Genomic DNA, 26,172 nt, shown 5'->3' with positions numbered 1-26,172 from the left:
AAAGGGCCGGGAAACCCGGCCCTTTTGCTACTTCCGGCGCAGACCGGCCGATCCTGTTGTATCCCGGCCTCGGCTGCCTGGAGCGGTGTCTATGGGGTCGCCGTACCAGGTCAGGCCATCGGGGAAGTTTTCCTTCTTCCATTCGATGGCTTCCCAATCCGGGTCGAAGATCAAATAACCGCCGGCATAAAGTTCGACGCGGTGATCCGAGCCGGGGTCGAACACATAGAGATACATTGCCTGACCGATGCCGTGCTTCCCCGGACCGACGCCGTAGGAAACCTCCAGGTCGCGGAGCACGTCGGCGGCGGTGAGCACGTCGGAGAAATCCTGCAGGTTGAAGGCAACGTGGTGAAGCTGAGCCTTCTTGTCCAGACGATTGGCGACGATGGCGAGATCGTGCACCTGGGGCGTTACCGACATCCACGACGCCATCACCGTGTCCGGCTGATCTGGCAGATAAGCAAATTCCCGGCGTTTGAAGCCAAGGTTGTCCCTCACCCACTGCTCGGCCTGGTTGATGGTCGACGGCGATGTCTGGATGTTGAAATGATCGATCCGGCGCACCCCGAGACCACGGCGCTTCGACGAGTTCGAAGGCAGTCGCGAACGCAACGCCTCAGGTGCCCGCGGCTTATCGATATCGAAATAGAGTTCGAAGGGGTGTTCGCCGCCGGGGAGGAGAAAACGGATCGCCGTCCCGCGGCCTGCTTCGGTGCCCGCCGGCACTTCGACAACCTCGATGTCCTGCTGCTTCAGAGCATCGTGGAAGAGTTCGACATCCTGGGGCCGCCTGACGCGAAAGCTGTAGGCATTGACGATCGCTTCGTCCTGCTCGGTCAGCACCAAGGAGTGGTGGCCGAGTTCCTGGTAGCAGCGAAGATAGGAGACGTTGCCCCGGCGTTCGACCTCCTCCATTCCGAGGGTGTCACGGAAGAACGAAAGGGATTTCTCGAGGCTCTTTGTCCCGAGGTTGATTGACCCGCACTGGGCGATCTGCGGACCGGGATCGAAGCGATCTGAGAGCAGCGACATTGATTCCTCCAACATATTGTGATGGGATTTTTGTGCGGCGATCCGTGCTTTAAACGGCCGTGCCGATCGTCCACCTGACACCGAGCGGCGACGGCCCCCGCTGCGAGAATGTGCAGAGCACGTCCTAAGAGCCTGTTTGGAAAAGTCGGACGGGTCGGTCCGCCGGGTCTTTCCGGCGCCCGGTTCGTCGAAACCTTGGCCCGATGCCCGGCATCGCGCCGGCGGCTTCTCCTGCCAGATCGCCAAAAATCCCTCGACGGCCCTCAGCCGCCGATTTCCCAAACCGGCTCTAAGCGACATCGCGCCAGGCACTGGGCCACCGCGCACATGGCCCGCAAACCCGATGCCTGAAAACAGCCTCTGAGCGGACCGTTTTCCGCTCCCACAACACCGACTGCTAGCAAGAGTGCGCCTGCATCCACAATGCGAGACGCGCAGCCAGTGCGCACAGTGCACATGCCTGCCCGCCGAATGGCCCGGCCTGCGTCAGCCGGCCTGAAGACGCCGATTGGGGTCGCACCACTCGGGCGTCGCGCCGTCGCGCACGCCCGCGCACCGGCCGGTGCACTCCGTGCCCACGATGACAGGACTGGTTGTCGGGCCTCGGTTACCGCTGGTACCACTCGCCGCTGACCGTGTCCGGCTTGGGGCAGGTCTCGTGCCTAACAAGAGGAATGCGGCTCACAGAATGAGCCGTGGCGATCCATGGGATCTTCGTCCGAAATCCATGGCCCGTTTCGCTTCAGAGCCTCGACGGCAATTGAGGGAGGGCCCCGCATGGGTCAGGACTTTTCCGAATCCGCCACCAGCCGTTTCGCCAAGATTTCCGACGGCGGGCAGCAATTCAATATTCATTACAATGACTGCGACCCCGGCACGGGAGGTGAGACGATCGTCATGCTCCACGGCTCCGGGCCGGGGGCCAGTGGCTGGGCCAACTTCAATCGCAACATCACGCCCCTGACCGACGCCGGCTATCGCGTGGTCCTTCTTGATTGCCCCGGCTGGAGCAAGAGCGACACGGTCATATGCACCGGCTCACGATCGGAGCTGAATGCGCGGATCCTCAAGGGGCTGGTGGATCACCTCAAGCTGGAGAGCCTCCACATACTGGGCAATTCCATGGGAGGGCACAGCGCCGTGGCCTTCGCGCTGGCCCATCCGAACCGCGTCGGCAAACTCGTGCTGATGGGTGGCGGAACCGGGGGCGTCAGTTCATTCGTGCCGATGCCAACGGAGGGCATCAAGCTGCTTCAGGCCCTGTATCGCGATCCAACGATTGAGAGCTTGAAGAGGATGATGAACGTCTTCGTCTTCGACGCGAGCGACCTGACCGAAGATTTGTTCCAGGCCCGGCTCGAAAACATGCTGGCGCGGCGGGATCATCTTGAGAATTTCGTAAAGAGCTCGGCCGCCAACCCACGCCAGTTTCCCGACGTCGGCCACCGCCTCGGCGAGATTTCCGCTCCGACGTTGGTCATCTGGGGCCGCAACGACCGCTTCGTCCCGCTCGATGTGGGTCTTCGTCTTGTTGCAGGGATCGCGAATTCGGAGCTTCACGTCTTCAACAATTGCGGCCACTGGGCGCAATGGGAGCACTCCGCCAAGTTCAATCGCATGGTCCTGGACTTCCTCAAGCACTGAGGTCGCCGGGCAAGATATCGCCTGCGCCCATCCTGCTGCCTCGCTCAGGCCGGGCGAACTCCGGGTCAATCTCCATTGCCACGACGCGTGAAATCGGCGCTGCCGATACGGTCGAATGCGGAAGACATCGGAAGGGAGCCTTCCGACCGCGATATTTTCGCGTCCGTGGTCCGCCCGAAGCATGCCCATCACCGAATGAATGCTTCGGCAGCAGATCGGCGCAGCCGTAGTTTCCCCAATCACATCGCAGGAACCTGAACCGTGAAATTGCTGCGTTATGGCCAGAAGGGCGAGGAAAAGCCGGGACTCGTCGACGCCGAAGGGCGTATTCGCGATCTCTGCGCTCATCTAACGGATATCAGCCCCGCGACGCTGGCGCCCCCGGTGCTCGCCGAATTGTCCCGCCTCGACCCGCTCTCGCTTCCCCTGGTCGAAGGCACGCCACGACTTGGCGTGCCGATCGTCTCGGTCGGCAAGTTCATCGCCATTGGGCTGAATTATGTCGACCACGCCATCGAGGCCGATCTACCGATCCCCAAGGAACCGGTGGTCTTTACGAAGGCAATTTCCTCTCTCTCTGGGCCGAACGACACCGTGATGCTGCCAAAGGAGTCCGCGAAGGGCGATTGGGAAGTCGAACTCGGCATCGTGATCGGCACCCGTGCCTCCTATGTGGAGGAGGAGGGCGCACTTGCTCATGTCGCCGGCTACTGCCTCGTCAACGATGTTTCCGAGCGCGAATACCAGCTCGAGCGTGGTGGCACCTGGGACAAGGGAAAAGGCTGCGACACATTCGGGCCTGTCGGCCCCTGGCTGGTGACACAAGATGAGGTCGGCGATCCGCAGAATCTCGACATCTGGCTCGATGTGAACGGCGTGCGCATGCAGGCCGGCAATACCCGGACAATGATCTTCTCCTGTGCGGAGATCGTCAGCTACCTCAGCCGGTTCATGACGCTGATGCCAGGCGACATCATCACCACCGGAACGCCGCCCGGAGTCGGCATGGGCAAGAAGCCGTCACCGATCTATCTCAGGCCCGGCGACGTGATGTCTCTTGGGATCGAAAGGCTTGGGAGCCAGCGCCAGGACGTCGTCGCCTGGACGCGCGCTTGAGGAATTGAGCGATGGTATTCGCCGAACGTTTTCGCAATCGCGCCGCCATCGTGACCGGCGGCGCTTCCGGCATTGGCGCTGACGTGGCAAGACGTCTGGTTGCCGAAGGTGCCAGAGTGAGCCTTTGGGATTTGCAGGTGGAAGCACTGGCTGCCGCCAGGACGGCGACGGGCGCTCATGATGTCCAGGCGCTCGACATCTGCGACGCCGCAGCGGTAACCCGGGCGATGGATGCGAGCATCATCGCGCTTGGCGGGCTCGACATTCTGGTGGCGAGCGCAGGCATTACCGGCCCCAATCTTCCGGTGCGGGACTATCCGGCCGATGCGTGGCGTCGGGTGATCGATGTGAACCTCAACGGCCTATTCTACTGCAACCAGGCCGCCATTCGCTCCATGGAGCCGAAGGACTACGGCCGGATCGTCAACATTGCTTCCATCTCCGGCAAGGAGGGGAACCCCAACGCCTCCGCCTATAGCGCCTCGAAGGCCGGTGTGATCGGCTTCACCAAAGCCCTGGGCAAAGAGATGGCCCGGACGAATATCCGGGTCAACTGCGTAACGCCGGCCGCGGTGCGGACGCCAATCTTCGATCAGATGACGCGGGAGCATATCGATTTCATGCTGTCGAAGATTCCTGTCGGCCGCTTCGGAACGATTGAAGAAATGACCTCACTGGTGTGCTGGCTCGCCAGCGACGAGGCGTCCTTCTCGACCGGCGCCGTCTTCGACGTGTCCGGGGGCCGCGCGACCTATTGATCGCATCGGGGGGACCGAGGCTTACGGCCTCGCGGCATTGGGCACGGCGCTCCCGGAGACGAGCCGTGAAATCCGATCCGCGGTCGTGCGCGCCGGTCGCGAGATGGCGGCGGAACGGGGACTGGCTTTCGTGTTCCGCCTTCCGGTGGCGTCCAACGCGCGCAACGGGCTCAGGACCGCGGGCCGCCTGATGGTGGACAAGATCGCCGCCGCCCAGAACCGTCTCAGGCTCGCCCAGTTGCGCCCGGGCGAACCGCAGATCAGCCCGGCAGGGCAAAAAACGCGCCTGATGGCTAAAGCTGGAGCGGTTTGATCCGCTCCGGCGCCCTACTCCGCCGCGACACTGAGCATTGGCGAGGAGGGTTCGAGCGGCATATCAATGGCAACCGCTTCAGCGATCATCTGAGCAGTCGCAGCTGACAGGGTCCAGCCGAGATGCCCATGGCCAGTGTTGTAGAACACGCCCCGCCGCTTCCCGGGCCCGACACGCGGCATCATGTCCGGCATCATCGGACGCAGACCGGCCCAAGGCACCACCCGCGCCGTGGACGCCTGCGGAAACAGCTTGCGCGTCCACTCCACCAGAGGGCGAATGCGATCCGCACGGATGTCGCGGTTCTCGCCGTTAAATTCGGCGGTCCCAGCAACGCGGAAGCGATCTTTCCCGAGGCGGCTTGTAACAATCTTGGTCTGGTCGTCGAGCAGGCTCACCCAGGGCGCCCCGTTCTGGCTGGCCTCATCATCAAGCATCACGGTGATCGAATAGCCCTTCACCGGATAAACGTTCACACGATCCCCCAACTGAGCGGCAATCGCCCGTGACCCCACGCCTGCGCACACCACGACAGCATCGAAGCGATGGGTCTCGTGGACAGCGGGCGCGACTTCATCCGCTGGGGAAATCGTGAGCGAAATGTCGATACGAGGTCGGGAGCCCTGAAGAGAATGCCTGACGGAGTCGACCGCCGCCTCATGGAGGAAAAGGACGTTACGGCGCCGGCACGCTTTCGCAAGACCACGCGTGAAGAGATGGATATCTCCCGTTGAGTCTGATTCCGTGAAGAAGCCGCCGTAATAGTTTCCGTGGAGGGTGGGCTCGATCTCATGGATCTCGGCGGGACCTAGCGCTCGCCGCGGCAATCCACCTTGCGCATAGAGCGCACTGGCACGGGCCGCCGCCTCGAAGCCGGATTTGTCGCGATAGATATGCAGAATGCCGCGCTTTTCGAGATTGAAATCTATGCCCTCACGCTTCGCCACGTCGAACATGTAGTCGCGGGCCCGGATGGCGAGGCGAGTGGTCTCGATGGTGTTCGCTTTGTAATTTGGGATGTTGGCCAGAAACTCGGCCATCCAGGAATACTTGTGCCAGGAAGGCTTCGGATTCATCAGCAGAGGCGCGTCCTGCCTGAACATCCATTTGATGCCTTTCAGCACAGTTGCCCAAGAATTCCAGACTTCAGCGTTGGAGGCCGAAAGCTGTCCGCCGTTCGCGAAGGATGTTTCCATCGCCGCGTAGCGCTGACGATCTATGACGGTGACGTCATAACCACGCTCACTCAGGGCATAAGCAGTGGTAATGCCGGTTATACCGGCTCCAATGACGGCGATGCTGCGCATGGAGCTCTCCCGCGCTTGAGGACGACATGACATGGATGCCTCTGGCATCCAGCCGACTGCCCCCAATCTGTCACGGTACCTGAGAGCTCGCCCCGAGGTGGACGGTGCACCACCGCCGTCATTCGGGCTTCCCCTTCGGTGGGCGCCTGCCAACCGGGCGGCGCCTCTCTCCAGATCGTCCTGATTATGCGGTCCTTTTTGCCTGAGAGTTTCCTTGGGGGGTTGCTCCGTCGGCGCCGACATGTGCCCGGGAGGACTGCTGATCTCTCCCGCATAATCATTATCAGACCCGCGACCAATTGCACACAATCACGGCATGCTCAAGACCTCGCGTGAGGCGGAGAGACATTTATTAGATATTCTGGTCATCCCGGCACTGATCACGTCGTTTCAACTTGCTCAGACCAGGCTCTAACCCAACGCGCCACACGCGATGGAGACTTTCGGCGAAGAACGTTTCCCCGCACCGCCCGGAAAGCCGGGCGGCACGGTGAAAATTTTGCTCACGCGAGAGCGTCCGCTACCGCCTTGCCGCAGGTCGCGGTATCGGCCCGGCCGCCGATGTCGCCGGTCCGCGAGGCCGGGTCGATCAAGGTGCGCTCCATCGCCCGCACGATCGCTGCCGCCGCGTCCGCCTCGCCGAGATGCTCCAGCATCATCGCCGCCGACCAGATCTGACCGAGCGGATTGGCGATCCCCTTGCCGGCGATGTCCGGCGCGGAGCCGTGCACCGGCTCGAACAGCGAAGGGAAGGTCCGGTCGGGATTGATGTTGCCGGACGGTGCGATGCCGATGGTGCCGGTGCAGGCCGGGCCGAGATCGGAGAGGATGTCGCCGAACAGGTTCGAGGCCACCACCACGTCGAACCGGTCCGGGTTCAGCACAAACTGCGCCGTGAGGATGTCGATGTGGTACTTGTCGGTCCGCACCTCCGGATAGAAGGCCTTCATCGCCTCCACCCGCTCGTCCCAGTACGGCATGGTGATCGCGACGCCGTTCGACTTTGTCGCCGAGGTCAGGTGCTTGGCCGGACGCCGCATCGCCAGCTCGAACGCGTATTTCAGCACCCGGTCGACGCCGTGGCGCGACATCACGGTTTCCTGCACCACAATCTCACGCGGTGTGCCGGGATACATGCGCCCGCCGATCGAGGTATATTCGCCCTCGGTGTTCTCGCGCACCACCCAGAAGTCGATATCGCCCGGCTTGCGGCCGACCAGCGGCGAGGGCACCCCCGGCATCAGCCGGACCGGACGCAGGTTCACATATTGGTCGAACTCGCGACGGAACTGCAGAAGCGAGCCCCACAGCGACACGTGGTCCGGGACCGTGTCCGGCCAGCCCACCGCGCCGAACAGGATCGCGTCGGACGAGCCGATGCGCTCCTTCCAGTCCTCCGGCATCATCTCGCCATGACGGGCGTACCAGTCGCAGCAGGCAAATTCGTGCCAGGTCTGTTCAAGCGTGAAGCCGTAGAGCGAAGCGGCCTTCTTGAGCACTCGCGTCGCCTCGGGCATGACTTCCTTGCCGATGCCGTCGCCAGGAATGACGGCGATCCGGTAGCGTCTGTCGGTCATTTACGTTTCCTCATGTGGTTGATATCAGGCCGATGTCAGGCCATCGGGTCGAGCTTCAGCCCGCCCATGTGGAATGCCTTGGGCTCGAGATATTCGGCGATGCCGAGATATCCGCCCTCGCGGCCAAGCCCGGACTGCTTCACGCCGCCGAAGGGCGCGACCTCCATGGAGATGGCGCCGGTATTCAGCCCCACCATGCCGAATTCGAGCGCCTCGCCCACCCGCCAGGCGCGGTGCATGTCCTCGGTGAAGAAATACGCCGCAAGTCCGAAAGGCGTGCCATTGGCGATCGCGATCGCTTCCGCCTCGGTCTCGAACCGGAAGATCGGCGCCACCGGGCCGAAGGTTTCCTCATTGGCCAAAAGCATGTCGATGGTGGCACCGGTCAGCACCAGAGGCGCGACGAAGCGCGTCTCGTCGAGCCCGCTATGGGCCTGCGCCGCCACGCGCGCGCCCTTGCTCATCGCATCATCAACATGCGCGCGGACCTTGGACGCGGCCGCTGCATTGATCAGCGGACCGATACCGACGCCAGCCTGTGTGCCCGGACCAACCGCCTGCGCTTTGACCTTCTCGCCGAGCCGGGCGACGAAGGCGTCGTGGATTCCCGCCTGCACCAGGATGCGGTTGGCGCACACGCAAGTCTGGCCAGCATTGCGGAACTTCGAGACCATCGCGCCCTCGACGGCCAGACCGAGGTTGGCATCGTCGAACACGATGAACGGTGCATTGCCGCCCAGCTCGAGGCTCAGTTTCTTCAATGTCGGTGCCGAGGCGCGCATCAGGTGCGCGCCCACCCGCGTGGAGCCGGTGAAGGAGATCTTGCGGACGATCGGGCTCGCGGTCAGTTCCTCGCCGATGCCGGCAGGTAGGCCCGTCACCACCGAGATCACCCCGGCAGGAATACCGGCCCGCTCGGCCAATTTGGCCAATGCTAGCGCCGAAAACGGCGTCAACTCGGAGGGCTTGATCACCATGGTGCAACCGGCGGCGAGTGCCGGCGCGCATTTGCGCGTGATCATGGCGATGGGAAAATTCCACGGCGTGATGGCGGCGGTGACGCCGATGGGCTCCTCCAACATCAGGATGCGCCGGTCGGACCCCGGGGCGGGAATCGTGCGGCCGTAGATGCGGCGCGCTTCCTCGGCGAACCACTTCACGAACGACGCGCCATAGCGCACTTCGCCTTCCGCCTCGGCCAGCGGCTTGCCCTGCTCGGCGGTCATGATGCACGCGAGATCGGCGGCATTGGCGAGGATGAGGTCATGCCAGCGCTCCAACAGGCGGGCCCGCTCTGCGGCCGGCACCCTGCGCCAACTGGCGAATGCGGTCTGCGCAGCCTCGATGGCGCGGCGCGTCTCGCCGGCGCCGCAAGCGGGCACCGTGCCTATAACCCGTCCGCAGGCCGGGTCCTCCACCGGAAGCGTCGCGCCGTCGTCCGCCGGGCACCATTGCCCCGCGATCAGCGCAGCCTCGACCAACAAGCCGGGATCAGCGAGCCCGAGCACGGTTTCGGTCGTCTTGGTCATCAGAATACTCTCCAAGGCCCTTTTGCGGGCGCGTGCCGGCGGTCGCTCAGGAGACCGCCACGAAAACCTTGCGAACCGTCTCGACGGTCTCCCACGTCCCAACGAAGTCGGGGCGCATCACGAAGGTGTCGCCTGCTGTGAAGCGACGGGTCTCGCCGCCGTCTTCCGTCAGCAAGACGACGCCGGACAGGATGGTGCAGAACTCCCAGGTTCCGCCCTTGATCGAGCGGGTCACGCCCGGCGTTGCTTCCCAGATGCCGGTGCGGATGCCCGTTTGGCCGGCGGCCGCATTTTCCCAGGTGCGATAGCTGGGATCGCCCGAAATCAAACGGTCTGGCGCCGGCTTGCTGTGCTTAGGCTCACCGGGATTAGCGAGATCGAAGACGACAAGAGTACTCATGATGGTATTCCTATGCTTCTGTGAGGGTATGGATAGGCGCGCGGGTCCCGTTGGTGGCGGGTGATCAGCTTCGAATGTCGAGGCTGGGATAGCGGCTATGGATTCGCGATATGTCTTGCCGTAGCTCGGCGATCATCCAGTCGCAGATGTCATCGACCACGCCGCAATCGGGACCCCGGCGAGTCACGAGTTCACAGTGGCGGCGGGTATGGACCACAGTGGGGCTCGCCGGTACCAGGCTCCCCTGCGCCAGCAGATGGGAGACGACATTCAGCCAGCCGAGCGCAACCCCCTGCCCCACCAGCGCCGCCTGCACCACCAACGTGTAGTCCGAGAACTGCAGTTCAGGTTCAGACGACTCGAGCTTCTTGTTCCGGGCGAAAAGGCTTGCCCAATCGGGCTGCGCCTCATCGAGCGTGATCACCTTGGTTCCGCTGCGCAGGAACGAATCCGCAGGCAGCTCGGCCTGCGCCTCGGGTGCGCCGAAAGACGGCATACGGATCGGCAGCAGCGACTCGGGCATCAGCGTGCGCACATGGTGCTGCCCATCCGGCTTATGATCGAAGCGCATGGCGATGTCTGCATCGCCCACCGGTCGGCCCAGCAGGCCGCTGATGAGATCGAAGCGGATCTCCTGGCCAGGAAACTGGGCCCGGAACTGCGAGAAGCGCGGCATGAACCAGTGTGTCGCGAACGCGGTCGACACCGAAAGGACCACCGGCTTGAGACTGGCCGGCCGGTCACGTCGCAACCGCGTGAGGGTCCGCTCGATCTCGCCGAAGCTCTGCGAGATGCCCTCGAACAGCTCGCTGCCGTCCTTGCTCAGCACCGCACCCGTCGGCGTGCGGTGAAACAGGCTCAACCCGAGATGGCCCTCCAACCGGCCGATGGTGCGACTGACCGCTGGGCTGGTGACGCCGAGCTCCCGGGCGGCGCGGGCGAAGGTTCCGCACCTCACCGCAGCCTCGAAGACAACCAGGGCGTTGAGGGATGGCAGTAGTTTTCTGAGCTGGGACATTACCGAATGTAACCCCCGCGATGATTATTTTGAGAATTGCTCACACCGCCCCGTCGGGCTTCATGTCTCCCCAACACTCCTATTGGGGTTAGTGACACCAGACAGACGAAGAGGCACGAAAAATGGCTTTCGAGAATTTTAAGGTTCTGACTTTCGACATCGTGGGAACGTGCATCGACTTCGAGAAGGGCATCCTCGATGGCGTCCGCGCGATTGGCGGCGAGGCTACGGCAAAGCTGACGGACGACGAAATCTTCGCGCCGTACCTTAAGGGCCGGGTGAAGTTCCCGGGTCGCTCCAGCGTCGTGATGCGCGATGTCTATATTCACACTGCCAAGGAACTCGGTCTGCCGCACGACGACCAAGCCGGTGACACCTTCATGCGGTACTTTTTCAACTTCCCGGCGTTCCCGGACTCGATCGATGCGCTGAAGCGCCTGCGCCGCAAGTTCCGTCTGGTGGCGATGACCAATTTCGACCGCGTCGGCTACACCGCTTGCGCCAATACGCTGGAACTGCCGTTCCACGACAGCGTCACCTCGGACGAGGCCCAGTATCCGAAGCCCGATCCGCGCTTCTTCTCCTACAACCTCGGCCGCCAGTCGATGCTCGGCTACAAGCAGGAAGAGATCCTGCACGTCGCGCAGAGCCAGTACCACGACATCGGCGTGGCGCGTGAGCTCGGCTACAAGGTCTGCTGGATCGAGCGCCGCCAGGGCATGAAGGGCTTCGGCGGCACGCCGGAACCGAAAACCGTGACCAAGCCCGACTTCCATTTCGCCACGCTCGGCGCTTTGGCGGACGCGGTCGAGAACGACTGACGTCGACCGGCTCCGATAGATGAGACAAACCGAGATGCGCGAACTGAAATATCCTGCTTCGCTGTGGCGGCACACCGCCATGGCAGCTGCCGAACCGGTGGAGTTGGCGGAAGCCGTGGTCGCGGATGTCGCTATCATCGGCGCCGGGTACACAGGGCTTTCCGCAGCCCTGCGGGCCATCGAACGCGGGCTAAAACCCGTCATTGTCGAAGCCGGTGAAGTCGGCTTCGGCGCTTCTGGCCGCAATGGCGGCGTGGTCTCGACCAAGTTCCGCGTCTCGCTAAGCGACATGGCGCGCACCCATGGCATCGAGGTCGCCCGCCGGATGAGCCAGATCGGCCACAACGCGACTGATTGCGTCGAGCACTATGTCGAGAGCCTCGGTATCTCGGCCGGCTTTGCCAAGACCGGCAATCTGCGCTGCGCGCACAATAGGCTCGCGCTGCAGCGGCTGACCGACGAGGCCGAGACCGCCAGACGCCTGTTCGGCGACACCAGCCTGATCATCCTCGACGCCAGCCAGACCGCGGCCGAGACCGGTTCGACGGCATTCGTCGGTGGCGTGCTGAATCAGCATGCTGGTGTTATCCATCCGCTCAATTATGCGCGCGGCCTTGCGGCCGCCGTGCGTGCACGCGGCGGCCTGATCTTCGAACGCTCGCCCGTCACCTCGGTGACCCAGCAGACCCATGGCATTGAACTCGCCACCAACCGCGGCACGGTGCGAGCCCACCGGCTGATCATCGCAACCAACGGCTATTCCGACCTCACGTCCGCCACCGAAGCGGTGCGGCGGACGGTGATCCCGTTCCGCAGCGCGATGATCGCGACCGAGCCTCTGCCTGGCGACGTGTTCAAGACCCTGGTGCCGCAGGGGCGCAGCTACAGCGAGACCCGGCGTATGATGCGCTGGTTCCGCCGCATCGACGACCGGCTGCTGTTTGGCGGGCGCGGCGCCTTCGGCAAGGATGATTCCGAAGCCGCCTTCCGCGCGCTGGAAGGCGCCATGAAGGGGATTTTCCCGCTGTTGGAAGGCCGGGCGATCACCCATCGTTGGTCCGGACTGGTGGCCATGACCCTCGACAGCCTGCCGCAGGTCGGCATGCTCAACCCACGCATGGCGTTCGCGCTGGGCTACAATGGCACCGGCATCGCTATGTCGAGCCTGATCGGTCGCCACGTCCTCGACCTCGCCATGGGCGATGAGCCGGACCTCTCGCTGATGCGCCGCACGAAGCCGCAGAACATTCCATTCTACTTCCTGCACGAGCCGACCGTGCGTGTCGTCGCCGGCTGGTACCAGTTCCTCGACCACATCGGCCGCTAAGCGCCGTGCGCGCCCCGCAAACGCGCGGCGCGCCATCGACTCCGGTGCCGGCCGCTCGTGGCGCGGCGCCGGCTGGACCATCGTCCAGCGCGCGGGGCTGCTCATTCCTATCATCCCCTGGTAAAACCACCCTCCCGTTCCGATACGGGAGGGTTCTTGGCGTTCGGACATAGGACACCGGGCCCGCCACAGCGTGGCGGGAGCGAATGTCATTGCGGGTCAGGCCTGGATTGCGAAGCAATCAAAGCCGGACGTGCTTAGAGAATCTGGCTCAAGAACTGTCGCGTGCGAGGGTCCTGCGCCGCACCAAAGATCTGCGCAGGCGAACCGTGCTCGACGATGACCCCGCGATCAGTGAAGTAGACGTGGTCGGCCACTTCACGGGCGAAGCCCATCTCATGAGTCACGAGAATGCAGGTCATGCCCTCGGTGGCGAGTTCCTTGATGGTGACGAGCACTTCCTTGACCGTCTCCGGGTCGAGAGCGGCTGTCACCTCGTCGAACAGCATCACGTCGGGGCGCATGGCAAGACTGCGCGCGATGGCCACTCGCTGCTGCTGGCCACCGGAAAGCTGGCCCGGATAGGCGTCTTCCTTTCCGGTCAGCCGCACCTTGGCGATCAGCGCGCGCGCACGCGCCTCGACTTCGGCTTTTGGCTCACGCAGCACCTTGAGCGGCGCCATCATGACATTTTCCAACGCCGTCTTATGCGGAAACAGATTATACTGTTGAAACACGATGCCGACCTTGCGACGCAGGGAGAGCTTGCCCAGCTTGGCGTCGTTGACTTCCTGGCCCTCGACCGTGATCGAGCCCTGGTGGATCGGGGTAAGCCCGTTGATGCAGCGGATCAACGTCGACTTGCCGGAGCCCGATGGGCCGATGATGCAGACGATCTCGCCCTTACGGACATCCATGCTCACGCCCCTGAGCACCTCGAACGAGCCAAACGACTTGTGCACGTCCTTCAGCGAAACGATTGGGCTCTCGTCCGGCCAGGAGCGATGCTCGGTGACCGAGGGTTCAGGTGGCAACAGCATATTTGCGCTCAAGCTTACGGGTGCAGATGGCGATCGGGTAGATGTAGATGAAGAAAAGGCACAGCAGAAAAAGGTAGAAGGGCAGCAACAACTCGGGCCGTGCCCCGGCCGCCTCCATACTGGACTGGGCGTTCCACACCGCCTCATGGACACTGAAGATCGAAGCCATCGGGGTGGAAAGCGTCAACAGCGCGTACCAGTTCATCCATGGCGGAATGGCGCGGCGGATGCACTGCGGAAGGATGATCCAACGCAACGTCTGCGCGCGCGTGAATGCCAGGCCATCTGCTGATTCCCACTGGCCTGTCGGGATCGAGTTGACCGCGCCGCGCAGGATCTCGCTGACATTGCCCGCCACCGGCAGCGAGAAGGCCAGCGTCGCCTTCAGCCAGTCGGGGAACTCGATCGGCTTGCCGCCGGGAATGCGGATCTCGATCGGCAGAAAGTACATGATGGCAAAGAGGATCACCAGCCAGGGCGAGTTGCGCAGCAGCAACGTGAAGAACCGCGCCGGCAGCCGCAACAGGCGGCTCGGGCTGATCTGCATCAGACCGAGCCCGATGCCGAGCACGGTGGCGAGCGCCATGGCCAGGAAGCTCATCACGAGATTGAGGACGAACCCGCGCAGGATATGGGGCGTCCACGTCGCCAGCGTCGCCAGCGCCGAGGGCGTGGCGGGCGGCGCCGCCGCCGACTGCGCCGATGCAAAGGTCAGCGACGCGGCAAACATCACCAACAGCGCCGCGCCATGGCGCCAGTCGAGTGCGCTCAAGACGCGCCCGGAAACCAGCAGGCGAGGATCGAGCTGGAACGGCCGGCGGCTCATCGACCGTACCCCGGAAGGGCGAGCCGGCGCTCCAGCGCGTGCAGGCCATAGGACAGCAGGGTGATGACACCGACGTAGAAGAGGAACAGCACCCACATCATCTCCGGGACGTTGACATTGTCCGACCAGACCTGATTGAGCACGTATGTCATTTCCGGGACCGATATGACGTAGGCGAGCGAGGTGGTCTTGGCCAGGCTAACGAGATTGTTGGTCAGCGCCGGCAGACTGATGCGGAACGCAAGCGGCAGCGAGACATAGATATAGGTCTGCCACCGCGTGAAGCAGAGGCTCTCGGCCGCTTCCAGCGTCGAAGCCGGCACCGCCTCGAGTCCGGACCGGAAGATTTCGACATTGAATGCCCCGCCGAATATGCCGAGCGACAACACGGCCCAGCCGAAGGCCGAGATGATCGGCTGCGAATAGCCGCCCATGTCGAACGCCGGCGTGAAGGCACCCAGTCCGAAATAGAAGAACAACAGCTGAATCATCGGCGGGGTGTTGCGGAACACCTGAATGTAGGCATCCGCGCAGATCCGCAGCGCCCGCGACTGGGAGTTCTGGCTCCAGGCCCCCAGCACGCCGATGATCAACGACAACAGCAGTGACCAGAAGATCAGCTGCAGCGAGACGCTGGCGCCTCCCACGAACCGGTCATATTCGTACCGTTCGTAGAATACTGTGAAATTCAGCCCCGTCCGATCATAGAGTTCACGGAAGAGTGGCGATATGAGTTCAAGCATGTCGAGATATCGAACAGTTGTCTAACGCCATGACGTACGGGGCTGCCATCACTTCTGCGGAGCCAAGTAGCCGGTGTCCCAGTGGTGTTTCTTGTTCTGCTCCACAAACCAGTCGGACTGCTTGAGGCCCCATTTGCGTTCGAGCTCGATCAGGGTGCCCCCGGCCTGCCAGCGATAGGCCATCCCGGCCATAAACACGCCCCAACCCTTGTTCAGCTCATCGAGAGGCACAGCCGAGGCCCAAGGATTGTTGTAGAGGACGGCCACCGGCATCTCATACTCGGCCCATTCCGGCTGATCGAGATCCGCCATGATGCCCACGTCGTCATACAGATAGGCGATGCACTTGCCGGTACGCAGGGCCTCCTTCGCCTCGGTGTTGCCGGCGAACGCGATCACCTTGGCCTTGAAGTCAGTCTCGACCTGCTTGTTGTAGTAAAGCCCCTGCTTGCCGCAGACCGGCTTGTCCGCGAGGTCCTTCCAATTCTTGATGACACCCTTCTTGGCCATCAACGAGGGACCCGAGGCCCAATACGCCGGCTCGATCATACCGACGATCTTGCGGCGCTCGGCAGTATCGTACATGCCGCCGATGATCACGTCGATCTTGCCCTGCTGCAGGAACTGCATGCGGTTGGCTGAAGTGATGATCACGGGCTCAAACTTAACGCCGAGCGCGTCGGCGACGCTCTTGCCCAGATCGACCTCGATGCCCTGCAGCGTACCATCCGGCGCCGGGAACCCCCACGGCTTCAGCGCACCCTGCACACCGACGCGAACGGCGCCGCGGTCGAGAATTTCCTTGAGACGCCCCTCTGCGGAGGCAGCGCCGACGGCCAGTGTCGAGACGGCGCCCAGGGCGCACGCGGCGACCACGAGCATACGTTTGAATACGCAGGCGAACTGCATCGTTCCTGTTCTCCCTCTGGTCCGACAGCAACGTTGGACGCCATTGCGGCGCCGTCGCAGCTTGCCGGATACATTATGACCTTACTGCCGAAGCGTAGCTTCCGCGATAATCCCGATCGTCGATCGGGCGGCCTCGGCGGCCATCCGGCACCCGCCGGAGCTGTGCCGAAACCGCTCACGACGCAAGTAAGCCGCACAATCCATAATGCTCAAAATGAAATGATTGAGGATCATTATGCGGAAAAGTCATATAGGGGTCAGCGGGGCAGCTGGGCCATGATGGCGTCGCGCTCCGTCATCATCCGCTCGATCAAGGCTTCGGCGGCACGGCTCATTGGTCGGCTGTCGGGCCGCAACAACGCGACATTGAAGGGGATCGTCGGCGCGAATGGCAACAGGACCACCCGCTCGTCGTGCTGCTGGATCGCGGTGTAGGGATCAACCAGTGCCACGCCCAATCCCTGCTTGGCCATTTCATAGGCGGAGGAGGAAAGCGTGGTCTCATAGGCCGGATCGAGCTTAATGCCGTTGGAGCGGAACGCTTGGGCGATCAGCGGCCCAGCCGAGACGAACGAGGTCCAGGAGATGAATGGCGTGCCGACCAGGTCCGCCGGGACCAGTCGCGACTTGCGCGCCAAAGGATGATCGGCGCGAACCGCGGCGAAATAGGGTGTGTCGCTAAAGATCTCGGTGCGGAATCCCGAGCGCTTAAGCGGCGTTTCCGCCAAGCCGAACTCAATCTGCCGCGCCACCGCCCATTCCTCGATCTTGGCGGAGAGCCAGACATTGAGCTGCACCCGGGTGTGGGGCCAGTCCTCGCGGAATCGCGACAGCAGCTTCGGCAGGAAGGTGATGCCAAGCGCCGGCATCACGCCGATCGCGATCCGGCTGTTCTCTCCATCGGCCACCTTCTGCGCGAAGCTTTTCAGCGTCTCGAGCGAGGCATAGGCGCGCTCGACCTCGTCAAGCAGCAGGCGGGCGGCCGCAGTGGGCGTCACCAGCCCGCGTCGGCGCTCGAACAGAGATACGCCCAGTTCGCCCTCCAGCCGGTCGAGCAACCGGCTGACCGCCGGCTGGCTGCGCCCCAGCAGTTCAGCCGCCGCACTGACCGTCCCGGTCAGCATCACCGCGCGGAAGGCGGAGAAATACAGCATGTTCATAGCGTGGCTATCTCGCCTCTCGAACTTAGCCTGCAGATGTCACAGATTGGGGGCGCATCGGGGCTGGAACCGTGAGCGGTTCATCTGTGACAAAGGCTTAGCGAACAGCAGAGGAGTTCACCAATGCAAACAGAGTGTAGCGCGACGAGCTCCGATTCTGCACGCGTTGAGTTTCGCAGTGCGGTAGCGGCGTCTGACGTGGCGCGGTTACGAGCGACGCCGGCGGTCTCCTGCTGGCTGCGACCGGCCGCGCGACCGGAATGGTTGGCCGCTTCGCCGCCTTCCAGGATCAACGTTGGCCGACCTCATCGAGCATGAAATTCGCACGCTGGTCGGCCAGCGCATTTTCAGAATCACGCTTGGCGACGAAGACCTCAAAGATCACGACTGGCTGAGTTGAGTGGCGAGGTGGCGGTAGACATGCCCAGGTCGCCCTGGGAAGCCCCACAGGCGATCCTGACTTAAGGCGGCTCCATCGCTCGACGCGTGCATACGTGCATGCACGCATGCGGTTATCGCGCCCTCTCGGCGAACGCGGAGGATTGGCTCCTCTCACGTGTTCAGCGGACACCCATGGCCGGGCCCGCCGCGGCCAACATGCTCCCGCGAGCAGCGCAGCGGATTATGGGTGTCCTTGGGGCAGCTTCCGACCATTCGGATCAGGTCGATGGGCGATTGAACGCCCATCTTGTGCAGCAGATTGATCCGGTGGCCCTCCACCGCCTTGACACTGAGCTTCAGGGCGTGGGCCGCGACCTTGTTGGGCTGGCCGCGCAACATGCATTGCAGCACGGATTGCTCGCGCTCCGTCAACACCGCCAGCTTGGAGCGGATGTCGTCGCAGATCAGCTCGCAGGAATAATTCTGCGCGTCCCAGCGGATCCAGCGCTGAACCAACTGCAGGAGCACGGTGTCGTTGACCGGCTTTTCGAGGAAGTCCCGGGCGCCGGCATGCATGGCCCGAACCGCCATCCCCACGTCCGCATGGCCGCTTATCATGAGCACCGGCATGGTCCAGCCGATCCGGCCGACCTGCTCCAGGACTTCGAGCCCGTTGATGCCGGGCAGGCGGACATCCATCAGGACGCAGGCCGGGCGGGTGATCTGGGTGAGCTCGAGAAACGGCTGGGGATGCTGGAACAGATCGGTCTTCAGGCCGACGGAGCGGAACAGCGCCGCCAGCGAGGCATTGAGACCGGGATCGTCGTCCACGATGTAGACAGCCGGTTCACGCATGGCGCACGTCCTCTTCCCGTCGGCAGGGCAGGCGGATGGTAAAGCGGGTGCCCCGGCCCTCCTCGGCGCCCGCCTCGACGGTTCCGCCCAGGCGCTGGGCGAGCGTGCGCGCGATCGACAGGCCCAGCCCGGAGCCGTTCACCTTGGTGGTGATGAAGGGATCGAAGATCCGCTCGCCAAGCTCCGAGGGCAGGCCAATGCCGGTGTCGCGAACATCAACCCGCACATTGGAGGTGCCCTCGCGCGCGGTCCGGATGTTGAGGCGGCGCTGGCCGAGCGGCTGCATCCCCATGGCCTGAATGGCGTTGGTCACCAGATTGAGGATGATCTGCTGAAGGATGATCGGGTCGCCCTGCACCGGCGGCAGGCTGGGGGCGAGATCGAGCCGGAAGTCGATGGACTGCTCCCGCATGGCTGGCTCGGCGAAGCCCAGCACCACCTTCACCGCCGCGTTCACGCTGGCGTCGGTGGCGGGTTGCGGCGTGCCCCTGAGGAATGACCGCAAGCTCTTGATGACATCGCCTGCCCGCGCCGCCTCGGCACCGATATTGATCAGCACCTCTTCCAGCTCGCCGGCACGGATGATCCGCCCCGTCAGGGTCCTGCGGGCGGCGCCGGCAAAATTGACGATGGCGCCCAGCGGCTGGTTGATCTCGTGAGCGAGCGCCATCGCCATCTCGCCGAGAGCCGCCTGGCGGTCGGCACGCAGCAATTCTTCCACCAGCACTTCGGTGGAGCGCTGCGCCTCGCGCCATGAGGTTTCATCGACGAAGACCAGGGCATGGAGCGCCCCGCGGCCTTCCCCCTCGATCGGAAAGCGCCGCACCAGCAGGTTCTGTGGGGGCATCCCCGCGACGGACCGCACCAGCTCCAGGTCGTCGCCCTGATTTGGGACCGGCGAGATCAGGGCTGCCACATCGCCGGGACCAAACCCCAGCCGATCGAGAACGCGATGGAGCGGGAGGCCCACCACTGCGGCGCCGGGCACTTGGAAAAGCCTGATGAAGGCGTGATTCACGGATTGCACCAGCCCGCAGCTGACGCTGACCAATCCCTCTGGAAAGTTCGCCAGGATGGACCCGACCCGCTCGCAGGCGGGGAGCACGCCGGCTCCTAGGTCCAAACGCTTTGGTTCCAAATCCCTTGGTTCCAAGCCCCTTGGTTCCAAGTTCGCGGGCCCCAAATTCGCAGGCCCAAAGTTCGCTGGACCCAAGCATCGTGGCGCAAAGTGATTGCGGCTGACACGATCCCCGGAAACGGCATCGGCGCCGAAGAAACCGGCTGCTTCCATTCCCCACCCTCCAAGAGTCCCATCGCGACGATCCCTGACGGATCAACTCTTCTTATGTTTTCTGGTCACGTGCGCCGGCATACGGCGGCTGATCTGGAAAGGACTGGAAATTCACCGCGGCACGAAGAGGCGTTGCTTCCACCGAACACCGGTAAAATCGTCGAAACCCCAAGAGGTTTCACAAAAAAAGACTGCTCTAAACAATAATAGAAGTAATATAGTACAGAAATTTTGGATTGCGGTCAATTTTTAAGTTGCCCTGCAGACTTTTTCAGACGACCCGATCGACCGAATCGTTCCGCCAAATCCGGCCTGCCCGCGCAGTCTGCTTGCACGTTATGATTGAGTATACATGAAATACGCCCATTGACACCCGCCCTCGATGGCGAGGTGTGAATCGGTCGAATGTCCATGGTCGCGACCGGCCCCCCTTCCCACCCTAACCCTGCAAAGCCCGATGGACGATCGGACCGGGTCCTCCCCACTTCTCTCGGGGTTTCTCCCCGGAAGGGGCAGGGATCGCCCCATGCACGCCGCGCGCCCGACCCCGGTCAGGCGGGGTTTCGACGGGGGAAAGGGCGGAATCACGTGCCTTTCGGTCCGGGTTCCCTTCACCGCATAGTGAGGTCGTTCGAAGGCCCCATCGGCGGCTCGCTCGGGGTGGCCATGGCAGCATTCGGGCATATCCAGCATTGGTTCTGAGGAGGTTCAAATGGCCGTAGAGAAAATCAACGCCTCGAGCAGCCTTGCCGAAGTCGTGGATCGCATCCTCGACAAGGGCGTGGTGGTTGACGCCTGGGTTCGCGTCTCGCTGGTCGGCATCGAATTGCTGGCCGTTGAGGCTCGCGTCGTGATCGCGGGTGTCGACACCTATCTGAAGTATGCGGAAGCCGTTGGGCTCACCGCGGGCGCGCAGACCGCCTGACAATCATCGGTCGGATTGCAGTGATCCGGCCGGGCGGGCTCATCGGCTCGCGCTCTCGGAGCCAATCCTTCTGCGAAGACCTCTGGTCCTTGCGGAAAAGGCTCTGATGCCGGGTCCGATCAGCTTGCCCGGCAAGCCGACCGGACCCGCGCGATCGGGTCGCCGGGCCGGACAGGCAGTACGCCTCTCGACCGATTGGCGGTGAATTCACGGGTGAATCCCATCTTGGGCACGGAGGATCGAAGCATGTCTTTGGCCGGCCAGATTTCCCATACCGTTACCACGCTGTCCTCAGCGCGCGCCGCGCGCCGCGAGGACCTGGGGCGCATCCGCACCGATGCCGCCCGCCATCTGAGCGATGCGCGCGCCGCCCAACGGCAGATGGCTTCCGAGCAGCAACACCGCCTGACGGAGGCGCTGCGCAGCATGAAGCTCGGGACCGCCATCCTGCTCGGCAGCGCCGACGAGCGCATCGACGGCTACCGTAAGGACCGGATCAAGCAGGCCGTCCAACTCGACCGCGCGCTGGCCGCAGGGCTCAAGACCCTGCGCAGCGACACCCGCAAATGGATGAGCACCCAGCTCGCGATGCGTCGCAAGGAGGCCGCCGAGAACCTGCGCCAGCGCCGGCGCGACCGCCAGGCCCTCAGCGCCACCATGCGCGAGCTGATGGCCCGCAACCTCGCCTTCCTCGAAGGCCTGACCAAGGACCGCCAAGAGGCTTCGGTCATCTGGCTCGGACGTGCCGGGGCGGACCATCACGCCCCTGCCGCACATCATGCCAAGGCCGAGCCCATGAAGGCCCAGCCCATGAAGGCCGAGCCCATGAAGGCCGAGCCGATGAAGGCCGAGCCCCTGAAGGCCGAGCCCCTGAAGGCGGAGCCGATCAAGGCGGAGCCCGCGAAGGGCGACGCGCCTCACCACGAGCCCGCCGCCAAGGTCGAGGCGAAGGTCGAGAGCAAGCCCGCCGCAGAGATCAAGCCCGCCGCGCAGAAGCCGGCGGTGGAGAAGGCGGGGTCTGGCAAGTCCGAGTGACGTTCAAAGGAGACCCCGGCGCGTCGGCGCTCCCCGCGCGCCGGCGCCCGCTAGTGGTTCGACTGCGGGCCGAACCACACCTCTTCGATCTGGTGGGCGGCAATTGCGGTTTCGGCAACCGGTGAGGATTTTCGCATGACTACTGAGGTTGCATCCAGAATGCCTCTTTCGCCGGCCTCCAAGCCAGGTGCCGCGGCGTCTGGCGCGTCGGCGGGGGCGCTGCGTGTGGCGGCGGCGTCCGCCGAGCCATCGCCCTTGGTGCCGGATGCCGCCCGGCGGCCCACCTCCTCGGCGCTGACACCCCGCCCGCGGGCGGGCTTCGTCGAGACCGAGCAGGTCAAGGACCTCACCGGCCGCGCGCTGGGCTTCCTCAATGCGGGCTATCCGCTGCATTTCCGCGGGCCGGCTGGAACGGGCAAGACCACCCTCGCCCTGCACGTGGCGGCGCAGCTTGGCCGGCCGGTGATCGTCATCACCGGCGACAACGAGCTGGGCACGGCCGACCTCGTGGGATCACAGCGCGGCTATCATTACCGGAAGGTGGTGGACCAGTTCATCCACAATGTGACCAAGCTGGAAGAGACCGCCAACCAGCACTGGACCGACCATCGCCTGACCACCGCCTGCCGCGAGGGCTATACCCTCGTCTATGACGAATTCACCCGCTCGCGGCCGGAGACGCACAACGTGCTGCTGGGCGTGTTCGAGGAGAAGATGCTGTTCCTGCCCGCCCAGGCGCGAGAGGAATGCTATATCCGCGTCCACCCGGAGTTCCGGGCCATCTTCACCAGCAACCCGCAGGAATATGCCGGCGTCCATTCCAGCCAGGACGCTCTGGCCGACCGCCTCGCCACCATCGACGTGGATTATCCCGACCGGGCCATGGAGCTGGCGGTCGCCGCCGCGCGCACCGGCCTTGCCGAGGCCGCCGCCGCCCGGATCATCGACCTGGTGCGCGCCTTCCGCGCCTCCGGCGCCTACCAGCAGACCCCGACCCTGCGTGCCAGCCTGATGATCGCCCGCGTGGCGGCGCAGGGTGGCTTCGCCGTCTCCGTCGACGATCCGCGCTTCGTGCAGCTGTGCGTGGACGCCCTCGAGTCGCGCATCTTCTCCGGCCAGCGGGCGGATGCCGAGGCGCGTGCGGAGCGCCGGGCCGCGCTCCTCACCCTCATCGCGATCCACTGCCCCTCGGCCGTGGCGCCGCGCGGGCGCCGCAGGGCCGTGCCGCTGAGCCAACCCGAAGGCGCACAATCATGAGCAATGATCGCAAGGTGGCGCGGATGCGGGGGCTGAGGGAAGTTTCCACGGTCCAGACCCAGATCACCCGCTCCGCCCCCGCCAACCGGACACAGGCGGTGAGCCGGTTCGCGCGGCTGGAGAACGAACGCATCCGCATTCAGCGCGAGCTGGACGCATGGAACACCCGCAAGGCCGAGGCCGAGCGGATGCTGGCCAAGGTGGAGGAGGAGCTTGCGGCGATGCAGGCCCTGCTGCTGGATGCGCCGTCCGGCGCCCCCCGGGGCGTGTCCCCGTCCAAACGCCAGCGGCGATCGCAGACCGCCGGCGCCGCGCCTGCCGCGCCCCGCGCGCACCCGCATATCGAATACTAATGGACCAGCCGAAACGGATGGCACCCCCGTTTCTAAAAATTAATTCGTCAAGTCAAAGACTTATGGTTCGATCCGCAAGCGACAGATGGGGTCCATCGGTCGCGGTCGAACCACCAAGCATCCCAGAAATCCAGGCCTCTGAAGGGGAGTGGTTCCATGACCCACAAGGACAAGGATCAGGACAAGGGCCCGCACAAGGCGGAGGGCGCCGGGCCGGAGGCAGCCCGCAAGGCCGAGGCCATGGCTGATCTCGGCGCGGCATTCCGCGGCCTCGGTGGCTTCGTGGAGATGCTCGGCACGCTGGTGGAGAAGGCTGAGGACATCGAACGCCAGGGCGAGTTCAAGGTAAAAGGGCTCGGCGACCAGGCCCGCGGCGTCTACGGCTTCAGCGTCCGCACCGGGATCGGCGGGGTCCCCCAGGTCCGCCGGTTCGGCAATCTCAACACCGGTCCCAAGGGCCCGGTGGTGGAGGACGTGCGCGAACCGCTGGTGGACGTGTTCGACGAGGCCGACGAGGTCATCGTTACCGCCGAGATCCCCGGCGTGGCAGAGAACGAGATCTCGCTCGCCCTGGACGGCAACCACCTCGCCCTCGCCACCACCGGCCGCCACCGCTACGCCAAGACAGTCGCCCTACCCGGCAACATCGACCCGGCCTCGCTGGAGCGCAGCCATCGCAACGGCATCCTCCAGGTCAAGCTTCGGAAGGTCTGAGGCCATGACCGGGACGGTGGAGGGGATCGGCGTATTCACCGTGGGGGCAGCCCAGGTGCGGGTCGTCACCGACTGCGCGGCCGACATCTCCGCCATCGTCCAGGCGGAGGAACGGGTGGTGCGCAAGCTGGTGGACCGCGGCCTGTGGCCCCATGAGACGGTGACCCTGTTCGTCCTCGACGACCTTGCGCCGCTGGTGGGCCAATTGGCGCAGACGCACCGGATGCTGGCGGACGATCTGGTGCGCCTCCCGCAGCGCCCCATGGTCAATCTCTACGATCCGCGCCACGCCATGGAGTGCTTCGTCTTCGTGAACCGCCAGATCATGGTGGCGGAGGGCTATTGGGGCGACAGCCTTGCTGCCGAGGGCCTGCTGGCCCACGAGCACGCCCATCCCCTCTCCGAGGCACCGGTCACCGCCGCCGCGCGCGCGCTGACGGTGGAGGCCGAAGGCCCCGCCGCCCTTGCGCCCCTGGCCGCGCAGCTGGGTCGGACGCTGTCCACCGGCGCAGTGACCGAATTGCTCGCCAATGCCTTCTGCCTCAGCACCGGCTTCGCCGACGCGCTGGCCCATCTGGATCGCATCACCCTGCGCCGCGCGGTGAGCAACCTGCCCCAGCGCGCCGAGCTGGAGCGCCGGGCCGCGGCGGGCGTGGCCGCGGGCACGCTGCCGCCCGAAGAGCTGCGCCCGCTCCTGCGGCTCGCCGACGCCCAGGTCAGCCTGCCTTTCACCCTCGAAGTCGTTCCCTTCGTCCAAACCGGGCTTGCCGCCGAGGCCACCGAGCTGGAGGACCTGCTGGTGGACCGCCTCATGTCCACCATGGCGCCGGATGTGGCCGGCATCTACCGCGACCTGCGGACCCTCTTCCTGCAGCTGAAGCCGGACTGGGGCGGCACGGCGCTGGCATCCTGGTGCGCCGACATCCTGGCCCGCCTGTCCGCCTTCCTCTCCGAAGGCGGCGCGCCCCTCACCCTGCGCCTCGCCCCCGCGCGCCCGGCGCTCCATTCCGGGAGCCTGCCATGACGGAAACCATGACCGAAACCATGACCGCCAACGGCACCGCCGACGAGGCGTCGGCCTGCGCGGAGGGCAAATATCTCTACGGCATCATCGATGCCCCAGCCCCCGCCACCTTCGCGGCGCCGGGCATCGGCGGCCGCGGCGACGTGGTGCATACCTTCGCGGTGGGACGCCTCGCGGCAGTGGTGAGCGATTCCCCGCGCATCGAGTACGACAACAGCCGCCGCCACATGATGGCCCATACCCGCGTCCTGGAAGAGGTGATGGCCAGCCATACCCTGCTGCCGGTGTGCTTCGGCACCGTGGCGGTGGGCACCGAGGTGATCGCCGAGAAGATCCTGAGCGGCCGCCGCGAGGAGCTCACCGCGCACCTTGAGCAGATGCGCGGGCGCATGGAGCTGGGGCTCAAGGCGTCGTGGCGGGAGGAAGTGGTGTTCGAGGAAGTGCTCGCGGAGGATCCCGGCATCCGCAAGCTGCGCGATTCCCTCATCGGGAAATCGCCCGACAAGACCCATTTCGAGCGCATCCGCCTCGGCGAGCAGATCGGCCAGGCCCTGGAGCGCAAGCGCCGGGAGGACGAGGAGCGCATCCTCGGCCGGGTGCGGCCCTTCGTTCACAAGACGAAGCTGAACAAGCCCATCGGCGACCGCATGGTGATGAACGGCGCCTTCCTGGTGGAGGCGGTGCACGAGGCCGAACTCGATCGGAGCATCCGCGCCATGGATGCCGAATGGGGCGGGCGGCTCACCTTCAAATACGTCGGGCCGGTGCCGCCCTACAACTTCGTCGCGATTGTCATTCACTGGTAGGGAGGCGG

General features: G+C 64.4%; 26 protein-coding genes and 2 riboswitches. Of the genes, 13 read left to right on the top strand and 13 right to left on the bottom strand.

The genetic code is table 11. From position 1 onward, the window contains the following. Window positions 1–27 precede the first annotated feature (27 nt). Window positions 28–1,035, bottom strand: a complete 1,008-nt coding sequence (locus V5G24_RS03930; RefSeq protein ID WP_394079754.1) for a VOC family protein — start codon at window positions 1,033–1,035, stop codon at window positions 28–30. 777 nt (window positions 1,036–1,812) lie between these two features. Here V5G24_RS03930 and V5G24_RS03925 point away from each other — a divergent pair. From V5G24_RS03925 to V5G24_RS03910, 4 genes are all read left to right on the top strand, one after another. Then, a complete protein-coding gene (locus V5G24_RS03925) occupies window positions 1,813–2,679 on the top strand; it encodes an alpha/beta fold hydrolase (protein ID WP_394079752.1) in 867 nt (288 codons plus the stop codon). Window positions 2,680–2,940: 261 nt separating this feature from the next. Next, window positions 2,941–3,795 (top strand): fumarylacetoacetate hydrolase family protein, encoded by an 855-nt coding sequence (locus V5G24_RS03920; protein ID WP_394079750.1) that lies wholly within the window; start codon window positions 2,941–2,943, stop codon window positions 3,793–3,795. 11 nt (window positions 3,796–3,806) lie between these two features. Beyond that, window positions 3,807–4,553 (top strand): SDR family NAD(P)-dependent oxidoreductase, encoded by a 747-nt coding sequence (locus tag V5G24_RS03915; protein WP_394079748.1) that lies wholly within the window; start codon window positions 3,807–3,809, stop codon window positions 4,551–4,553. A gap of 37 nt (window positions 4,554–4,590) precedes the next feature. After that, on the top strand, window positions 4,591–4,866 hold the full coding sequence (locus V5G24_RS03910) for a hypothetical protein (RefSeq protein ID WP_394079746.1): 276 nt from the start codon (window positions 4,591–4,593) through the stop codon (window positions 4,864–4,866). Between the two features lie 14 nt (window positions 4,867–4,880). On the opposite strand, the gene V5G24_RS03905 is transcribed toward V5G24_RS03910, so the two are convergent. The 5 genes from V5G24_RS03905 to V5G24_RS03885 all read right to left on the bottom strand — a co-directional run bounded on the left by V5G24_RS03905 (window position 4,881) and on the right by V5G24_RS03885 (window position 10,697). Next, the gene (locus V5G24_RS03905; RefSeq protein ID WP_394079744.1) at window positions 4,881–6,173 is read right to left on the bottom strand and encodes a D-amino acid dehydrogenase; all 1,293 of its coding nucleotides are present in this window, start codon (window positions 6,171–6,173) and stop codon (window positions 4,881–4,883) included. 63 nt (window positions 6,174–6,236) lie between these two features. Then, window positions 6,237–6,351: riboswitch (glycine riboswitch) on the bottom strand. Between the two features lies 1 nt (window position 6,352). Next, window positions 6,353–6,455: riboswitch (glycine riboswitch) on the bottom strand. Window positions 6,456–6,676: 221 nt separating this feature from the next. Next, a complete protein-coding gene (locus tag V5G24_RS03900) occupies window positions 6,677–7,750 on the bottom strand; it encodes a tartrate dehydrogenase (RefSeq protein ID WP_394079742.1) in 1,074 nt (357 codons plus the stop codon). A 35-nt stretch (window positions 7,751–7,785) separates the two neighbouring features. Further along, window positions 7,786–9,258, bottom strand: coding sequence for an NAD-dependent succinate-semialdehyde dehydrogenase (locus V5G24_RS03895; RefSeq protein ID WP_394080351.1), 1,473 nt, complete (start codon window positions 9,256–9,258; stop codon window positions 7,786–7,788). Window positions 9,259–9,325: 67 nt separating this feature from the next. Continuing rightward, complete coding sequence (locus V5G24_RS03890) at window positions 9,326–9,679, bottom strand: cupin domain-containing protein (protein ID WP_394079740.1); 354 nt, start codon at window positions 9,677–9,679, stop codon at window positions 9,326–9,328. A gap of 64 nt (window positions 9,680–9,743) precedes the next feature. Further along, window positions 9,744–10,697, bottom strand: a complete 954-nt coding sequence (locus V5G24_RS03885) for a LysR family transcriptional regulator (RefSeq protein ID WP_394079738.1) — start codon at window positions 10,695–10,697, stop codon at window positions 9,744–9,746. 122 nt (window positions 10,698–10,819) lie between these two features. Here V5G24_RS03885 and V5G24_RS03880 point away from each other — a divergent pair, with 122 nt between their 5' ends. Continuing rightward, window positions 10,820–11,518: an HAD-IA family hydrolase gene (locus tag V5G24_RS03880; RefSeq protein WP_394079736.1), complete on the top strand. Its 699-nt coding sequence runs from the start codon at window positions 10,820–10,822 to the stop codon at window positions 11,516–11,518. A 34-nt stretch (window positions 11,519–11,552) separates the two neighbouring features. Further along, window positions 11,553–12,845, top strand: a complete 1,293-nt coding sequence (locus tag V5G24_RS03875; protein WP_394080349.1) for an NAD(P)/FAD-dependent oxidoreductase — start codon at window positions 11,553–11,555, stop codon at window positions 12,843–12,845. Between the two features lie 257 nt (window positions 12,846–13,102). On the opposite strand, the gene V5G24_RS03870 is transcribed toward V5G24_RS03875, so the two are convergent. From V5G24_RS03870 to V5G24_RS03840, 7 genes are all read right to left on the bottom strand, one after another. Continuing rightward, on the bottom strand, window positions 13,103–13,885 hold the full coding sequence (locus V5G24_RS03870) for an amino acid ABC transporter ATP-binding protein (protein WP_394079734.1): 783 nt from the start codon (window positions 13,883–13,885) through the stop codon (window positions 13,103–13,105). Beyond that, the gene (locus V5G24_RS03865) at window positions 13,869–14,711 is read right to left on the bottom strand and encodes an amino acid ABC transporter permease (RefSeq protein WP_394079732.1); all 843 of its coding nucleotides are present in this window, start codon (window positions 14,709–14,711) and stop codon (window positions 13,869–13,871) included. Before V5G24_RS03865 ends, V5G24_RS03870 begins: the two co-directional genes overlap by 17 nt. Then, the gene (locus V5G24_RS03860) at window positions 14,708–15,454 is read right to left on the bottom strand and encodes an amino acid ABC transporter permease (protein WP_394079730.1); all 747 of its coding nucleotides are present in this window, start codon (window positions 15,452–15,454) and stop codon (window positions 14,708–14,710) included. Before V5G24_RS03860 ends, V5G24_RS03865 begins: the two co-directional genes overlap by 4 nt. 48 nt (window positions 15,455–15,502) lie before the next feature. Beyond that, on the bottom strand, window positions 15,503–16,363 hold the full coding sequence (locus V5G24_RS03855) for a transporter substrate-binding domain-containing protein (RefSeq protein WP_394079728.1): 861 nt from the start codon (window positions 16,361–16,363) through the stop codon (window positions 15,503–15,505). Window positions 16,364–16,620: 257 nt separating this feature from the next. Continuing rightward, entirely contained in the window at window positions 16,621–17,517 is an 897-nt protein-coding gene (locus V5G24_RS03850) for a LysR substrate-binding domain-containing protein (protein ID WP_394080347.1), read from the bottom strand. 558 nt (window positions 17,518–18,075) lie between these two features. Then, on the bottom strand, window positions 18,076–18,759 hold the full coding sequence (locus V5G24_RS03845; protein WP_394079726.1) for a response regulator transcription factor: 684 nt from the start codon (window positions 18,757–18,759) through the stop codon (window positions 18,076–18,078). Beyond that, window positions 18,752–19,864, bottom strand: a complete 1,113-nt coding sequence (locus V5G24_RS03840; RefSeq protein WP_394079724.1) for a sensor histidine kinase — start codon at window positions 19,862–19,864, stop codon at window positions 18,752–18,754. The genes V5G24_RS03845 and V5G24_RS03840 overlap by 8 nt, the downstream gene beginning before the upstream one ends. An 898-nt stretch (window positions 19,865–20,762) precedes the next feature. On the opposite strand from V5G24_RS03840, the gene gvpA reads away from it, so the two are divergent. From gvpA to V5G24_RS03805, 7 genes are all read left to right on the top strand, one after another. Continuing rightward, window positions 20,763–20,975: a gas vesicle structural protein GvpA gene (gene gvpA / locus V5G24_RS03835; protein ID WP_394079722.1), complete on the top strand. Its 213-nt coding sequence runs from the start codon at window positions 20,763–20,765 to the stop codon at window positions 20,973–20,975. A 246-nt stretch (window positions 20,976–21,221) separates the two neighbouring features. Continuing rightward, on the top strand, window positions 21,222–22,010 hold the full coding sequence (locus tag V5G24_RS03830; RefSeq protein ID WP_394079720.1) for a hypothetical protein: 789 nt from the start codon (window positions 21,222–21,224) through the stop codon (window positions 22,008–22,010). Between the two features lie 159 nt (window positions 22,011–22,169). After that, window positions 22,170–23,267, top strand: a complete 1,098-nt coding sequence (gvpN, locus tag V5G24_RS03825) for a gas vesicle protein GvpN (RefSeq protein ID WP_394079718.1) — start codon at window positions 22,170–22,172, stop codon at window positions 23,265–23,267. Continuing rightward, on the top strand, window positions 23,264–23,620 hold the full coding sequence (locus tag V5G24_RS03820) for a hypothetical protein (RefSeq protein WP_394079716.1): 357 nt from the start codon (window positions 23,264–23,266) through the stop codon (window positions 23,618–23,620). Before gvpN ends, V5G24_RS03820 begins: the two co-directional genes overlap by 4 nt. 156 nt (window positions 23,621–23,776) lie before the next feature. Continuing rightward, entirely contained in the window at window positions 23,777–24,334 is a 558-nt protein-coding gene (locus V5G24_RS03815; RefSeq protein WP_394079714.1) for an Hsp20/alpha crystallin family protein, read from the top strand. A 4-nt stretch (window positions 24,335–24,338) separates the two neighbouring features. Beyond that, entirely contained in the window at window positions 24,339–25,358 is a 1,020-nt protein-coding gene (locus V5G24_RS03810) for a hypothetical protein (RefSeq protein ID WP_394079712.1), read from the top strand. Beyond that, on the top strand, window positions 25,355–26,164 hold the full coding sequence (locus V5G24_RS03805; RefSeq protein WP_394079710.1) for a GvpL/GvpF family gas vesicle protein: 810 nt from the start codon (window positions 25,355–25,357) through the stop codon (window positions 26,162–26,164). Before V5G24_RS03810 ends, V5G24_RS03805 begins: the two co-directional genes overlap by 4 nt. Window positions 26,165–26,172 lie beyond the last annotated feature (8 nt).

The sequence above is a fragment of the Roseixanthobacter finlandensis genome, from assembly GCF_043195105.2.
Classification (GTDB): domain Bacteria; phylum Pseudomonadota; class Alphaproteobacteria; order Rhizobiales; family Xanthobacteraceae; genus NCEH01.
Note: the sequence above shows the minus strand (reverse complement) of the source record. Positions and strands in the feature narration are given on the sequence as shown.

What these genes read in the sequence shown, in the direction of transcription:
- V5G24_RS03870 (WP_394079734.1), bottom strand. Translation starts at nt 13,885, where the DNA reads ATGCTGTTGCCACCTGAACCCTCGGTCACCGAGCATCGCTCCTGGCCG.
- V5G24_RS03805 (WP_394079710.1), top strand. Translation starts at nt 25,355, where the DNA reads ATGACGGAAACCATGACCGAAACCATGACCGCCAACGGCACCGCCGAC.
- V5G24_RS03855 (WP_394079728.1), bottom strand. Translation starts at nt 16,363, where the DNA reads ATGCAGTTCGCCTGCGTATTCAAACGTATGCTCGTGGTCGCCGCGTGC.
- V5G24_RS03820 (WP_394079716.1), top strand. Translation starts at nt 23,264, where the DNA reads ATGAGCAATGATCGCAAGGTGGCGCGGATGCGGGGGCTGAGGGAAGTT.
- V5G24_RS03815 (WP_394079714.1), top strand. Translation starts at nt 23,777, where the DNA reads ATGACCCACAAGGACAAGGATCAGGACAAGGGCCCGCACAAGGCGGAG.
- V5G24_RS03925 (WP_394079752.1), top strand. Translation starts at nt 1,813, where the DNA reads ATGGGTCAGGACTTTTCCGAATCCGCCACCAGCCGTTTCGCCAAGATT.
- V5G24_RS03885 (WP_394079738.1), bottom strand. Translation starts at nt 10,697, where the DNA reads ATGTCCCAGCTCAGAAAACTACTGCCATCCCTCAACGCCCTGGTTGTC.
- V5G24_RS03880 (WP_394079736.1), top strand. Translation starts at nt 10,820, where the DNA reads ATGGCTTTCGAGAATTTTAAGGTTCTGACTTTCGACATCGTGGGAACG.
- V5G24_RS03875 (WP_394080349.1), top strand. Translation starts at nt 11,553, where the DNA reads ATGCGCGAACTGAAATATCCTGCTTCGCTGTGGCGGCACACCGCCATG.
- V5G24_RS03860 (WP_394079730.1), bottom strand. Translation starts at nt 15,454, where the DNA reads ATGCTTGAACTCATATCGCCACTCTTCCGTGAACTCTATGATCGGACG.
- gvpN (WP_394079718.1), top strand. Translation starts at nt 22,170, where the DNA reads ATGCCTCTTTCGCCGGCCTCCAAGCCAGGTGCCGCGGCGTCTGGCGCG.
- V5G24_RS03905 (WP_394079744.1), bottom strand. Translation starts at nt 6,173, where the DNA reads ATGCGCAGCATCGCCGTCATTGGAGCCGGTATAACCGGCATTACCACT.
- gvpA (WP_394079722.1), top strand. Translation starts at nt 20,763, where the DNA reads ATGGCCGTAGAGAAAATCAACGCCTCGAGCAGCCTTGCCGAAGTCGTG.
- V5G24_RS03915 (WP_394079748.1), top strand. Translation starts at nt 3,807, where the DNA reads ATGGTATTCGCCGAACGTTTTCGCAATCGCGCCGCCATCGTGACCGGC.
- V5G24_RS03850 (WP_394080347.1), bottom strand. Translation starts at nt 17,517, where the DNA reads ATGCTGTATTTCTCCGCCTTCCGCGCGGTGATGCTGACCGGGACGGTC.
- V5G24_RS03830 (WP_394079720.1), top strand. Translation starts at nt 21,222, where the DNA reads ATGTCTTTGGCCGGCCAGATTTCCCATACCGTTACCACGCTGTCCTCA.
- V5G24_RS03900 (WP_394079742.1), bottom strand. Translation starts at nt 7,750, where the DNA reads ATGACCGACAGACGCTACCGGATCGCCGTCATTCCTGGCGACGGCATC.
- V5G24_RS03890 (WP_394079740.1), bottom strand. Translation starts at nt 9,679, where the DNA reads ATGAGTACTCTTGTCGTCTTCGATCTCGCTAATCCCGGTGAGCCTAAG.
- V5G24_RS03810 (WP_394079712.1), top strand. Translation starts at nt 24,339, where the DNA reads ATGACCGGGACGGTGGAGGGGATCGGCGTATTCACCGTGGGGGCAGCC.
- V5G24_RS03865 (WP_394079732.1), bottom strand. Translation starts at nt 14,711, where the DNA reads ATGAGCCGCCGGCCGTTCCAGCTCGATCCTCGCCTGCTGGTTTCCGGG.
- V5G24_RS03845 (WP_394079726.1), bottom strand. Translation starts at nt 18,759, where the DNA reads ATGCGTGAACCGGCTGTCTACATCGTGGACGACGATCCCGGTCTCAAT.
- V5G24_RS03930 (WP_394079754.1), bottom strand. Translation starts at nt 1,035, where the DNA reads ATGTCGCTGCTCTCAGATCGCTTCGATCCCGGTCCGCAGATCGCCCAG.